This window comes from uncultured Streptococcus sp., assembly GCF_963545685.1.
In the GTDB taxonomy this organism is placed as follows: Bacteria; Bacillota; Bacilli; order Lactobacillales; family Streptococcaceae; genus Streptococcus.
This window is the reverse complement of record NZ_CAUUKN010000088.1, coordinates 1-3,918: the sequence shown is the minus strand read 5'-3', so window position 1 is coordinate 3,918 and position 3,918 is coordinate 1. Positions and strand designations below refer to the sequence as shown.

At 35.8% G+C, this 3,918-nt stretch carries 3 protein-coding genes; all 3 read right to left on the bottom strand.

The window, feature by feature from the left end:
- Positions 1-141: 141 nt before the first annotated feature.
- Positions 142-474: a DUF805 domain-containing protein gene (locus tag RWZ99_RS09050; RefSeq protein ID WP_314678251.1), complete on the bottom strand. Its 333-nt coding sequence runs from the start codon at positions 472-474 to the stop codon at positions 142-144.
- A gap of 107 nt (positions 475-581) precedes the next feature.
- Positions 582-2,678: a peptide cleavage/export ABC transporter gene (locus RWZ99_RS09045; protein ID WP_314678249.1), complete on the bottom strand. Its 2,097-nt coding sequence runs from the start codon at positions 2,676-2,678 to the stop codon at positions 582-584.
- A 168-nt stretch (positions 2,679-2,846) separates the two neighbouring features.
- Positions 2,847-3,746 carry an XRE family transcriptional regulator gene (locus RWZ99_RS09040; RefSeq protein WP_314678248.1) on the bottom strand — a complete coding sequence of 300 codons (900 nt, stop codon included), beginning with the start codon at positions 3,744-3,746 and terminating at the stop codon, positions 2,847-2,849.
- Positions 3,747-3,918 lie beyond the last annotated feature (172 nt).

Below are 3,918 nucleotides of genomic sequence, written 5' to 3'. Positions count from 1 at the left end.
TTCATCACTCTAAACATAAAAAAAGAGAAAACCTATCCGGTCCTCTCTAGATGTTAGCTTTTCGTCACCCACTACAGTTGACAAGGAGCCGAAAAAACGAGTGAAACTAGCTTATCTAGTCTCACTCGTTTTATATAGGAGTTATTTTGAATTTCTTGTAGGAAAGGCATACATCACCCAAAGTACTACTAGTAGTGGGGTCCCTTTTAAAACTATCCATGCAACATTAAAATTGGCATCACGAAGACGACGAATCTGGATAGAGATTGTTGGGAGCGCCGTTGCTGCTACAAATAGAATGAAGGCTGTCAATGTAAAACCTGAAGCTCTTGTTTCTCCAAGTAAGCTCATCAGCAGGATAATCAAACAAAAGATAACTGTATTAATTAAGACAACCCACCAATAGTCTGATCGTTTTGTACGACCATAAAAATCGAGATAGCCTAACCAAAAATTTTTATATGCCTCTAACATGTTTACACCTCTTAATAGTATGCTACCAGTATACTACATAAAGAAGATGGGTGCAAGATTTGAAATTTTAGATTTCTTAAGTTTTCTATATAAATAGGAAGATTATTTTAAATAAACTGGAATGGATTGAAGTTGGGACTATCTGCTTCAAGTCTCCCATCTGCCATAGTCACTACACGACTGACATATTGGTGGACACTGCTACGGTGAGCGATGAAAATCATGGTTCGTTTCAGTTTAGCAAGATTGGCCATTACTCTACTTTCAGTTTCCCTGTCCAGACCACTTGTAGCTTCATCAAAAATCAAGATTGGTTGTTTGGACAAGAGAGCCCTTGCTATAGCTAATCTTTGTTTTTGACCGCCAGACAGACCTCCGTCTTCAGATACTTGGGTCTGAAAACCTAGGGGCATCTTTTGAATATCAGCCAAAATATCAGCTTGTTCACAGACTTTCAGAATAAGCTGCTCATCAACTTCTCCTTCAAGACCTAGTAACAGATTGTCTAATATTGTTCCCGTAAACACATAGGTCTGTTGTGGAACATAGGTCACCAACTGGCGCAGCTCTGCATGGCTAACAGGATCTTTATCTAGGCCTACATGACCACTAGATTTAGTGTAATAACCTGACAAAATCTTCGCTAAAGTCGTTTTCCCAGAACCACTCTGACCCATGAGGGCGATTTTCTCACCCTTATTAATCGTCAAATTAATATTATGAAGTGTCTCTTGTTGGTAGCTGAAACGGTGACTAACACCTTTTAAATCTAATTGTTTAAAGGATAAATCTTTGAGTTGCCCTTTTTCTTCCTTATTCACAACATAAACTTCTTGGAGACGATTATTGGCCACTTTGGCTTGCTGAATCTTAGATTGAAGATTGATAATATTAATTAAAGGAGTCGTAAAATAATTCAGCAACATATTATAGGTAATCAACTGACCAGCAGATAGTTGTCCTTCCATAACTAATTGTGCCCCATACCATAAGATAAAGACATTAGAAACTAGCTGAACCCCTGTTTTTAAGGCATCCTGGATTAATTGCCACTTGTCCTTAGACAAGGATTTCTTCAAATAGTCATGGAATTTCACCTCAATTTCCTGATAACGTCTCTCTTCGACTCTTAAAGATTTTAAAGTTTCAATGCCGCGCAAATCATCAATAACAGCGGTATTAACCTGACTATTTGCCTCCATTAATTGATAATTTTTCTTCTCAAAAAGCTTATAAAAGGCCAGAATAATCAAAACATAAAGGGGAACTACAGTTAGGGTCATCAAAAAAAGAGATCGGTTTTGTAAAATAAGAGCCACAGCTAAAGTTATCACAATGGTCACATCTAGGAAAATCGATAAGATTGTTGAAGCTAGGGCATCAATAATGGTATTGGCATCTCCAAAACGTGACGTGATTTCACCAGTACGACGTGAACTGAAGAAACTAATGGGCAAAGAAAGGACATGCTTAATATAAGGAAGGATGACAGAAATGGACAAGTAATTACCCAATCGATGTAGAAGATAATCTTTGAAAAAAGTAAAAACTTGTTGAGCCAGATAAGAAATACATAGGCCTAGCGAAATCACAGTCAGAAGAGAGTAAGCTTCTTGAGGAATCAAGTGATCAATAATAGATTGCAGATAATAGGAACCAATAATATTAACAAGGGTCACCAAAAAACTCAGCAAGACAACAACTGTAATCAAACCCTTACGACGAAACAAGATTGGTAAAAATGAAAGAAGTCCAGGTACCTCTTCCTTAAATTTAATGTAGGTTTTTCCAGGTACAAAAAAGAGAGCAACGCCCGTCCACTCCTTTTCAAACACCTCTAGCGGCATTTTAATGACCTTCTTGCTAGGATCTGGATCACCTATGATGAGCTGCCCCTTGGTCTGGCCGAACACCGTATAATAATGTTGCAGCTCACCTTCTTTAACCACATGTACAATAAAAGGATAAGATAGATTTTCTTGTTTAAACAAGTCTAAATCTGCACGAATGGCCTGAGTTTCAAGACCCAACTGCTTGCCTGCTTCAACCAAACCAAGCGCAGAAGTTCCTTCACGAGAAGTCTGAGCTAACTCCCGCAAATAAGCTAAACTATAGGATGAACCATAGTGCTTGAGAATCATTGCCAAGGCAGCTACCCCACAATCACGCTGATCGACCTGTGAAATATATGGATATTTTGACATGGTGACTCCTTATTAATAATAAATGATAAAGAAAGGTGCTACTGCGATAAGTAATACTAAAAATTTTTTTAAGTTCTTCAAAGTTTTACTCCTTAATATTTTTATTAACTATATGATAAACATTTAATTATAAAAAAAGTAGTGACATTTATGTCACCACCGATTTAATTACAAACCATCCGCTGCCTTCTCTTCTCTAATTTTTCCTTCCAAAACCGAATCTTCTAAAACAGAGGCGAACATTATGGCCTTATCATAATTCTCTGCAGCCTTTTTCTTGTTTCCTTTATGTAGAAGCTCATACTTTGCTTCTAAAATATAGACACCTGGTTTATAATTATGAAACTGTGATTTTTCTATAACAGCCAAAGCCTTATCTACAACTGTTAAGAAATCTGAGAAGGACTTATGAAAAATCTTCAAAGCAGCAATAGCCATCAAATCATTAAATAAAGCAATATTATAGGCATCATCTGTCGGAATTTCCTGGTTTAGAACTCTATCAACAATCCTATCAAAGAGTTTTTTATCATACTGCTTTCTTCCATAAAGATGATAGAGATAATAATCAATAACTAATAAATCATTAGTTGAAAATTTCTTCTTCTTTTTGACCTGTTCAAATAAATCCTCATATATTTCTTCAACCTTTGGACTCTCCTCCCAGCTAGTGAAACCTAATATATTTTCGAGAATATCTAGAGTTAATAATTCTTCTTCTGGAAGAATATCAAAAAATTTCTCATACACCTCTTCAATAAGTTCCAGTTTTCGTTTCACTCTCTCCTCGTCTCCATAGGAAGGATACTTTATTAATCGATTTTTCATCTCATAGTATGTGTCAGGAATCTCAATTCTGTCATGATCCAATAAATCTGTCATACTTTTTCCTAAACGTTTAGCAATATACGATAATTTATCTAAAGACGGGAGAGATTCCCCCTTTTCAATACGAATTAACTGGCGAACAGTCAATTCCGCACCATCTAAACATAACACTTCACGTGACATCTGTTGACATTCACGCTCAGTTTTAATTCTTAGTCCAATGCTGTCTTTTATGTTCAAGAGAGTCTCCTTTATATCATAATTTTAAAGATATTATATCACAATTGTAATGTATTTAATATACAGTTAATGCGATTTTAACAGAATATTAGTCATAAATACAATATTTTTATACACCCCAATTTGTAAAATTAAGCTAGACAGAAAAAGCCATCTATGTTAGGCTCAGATA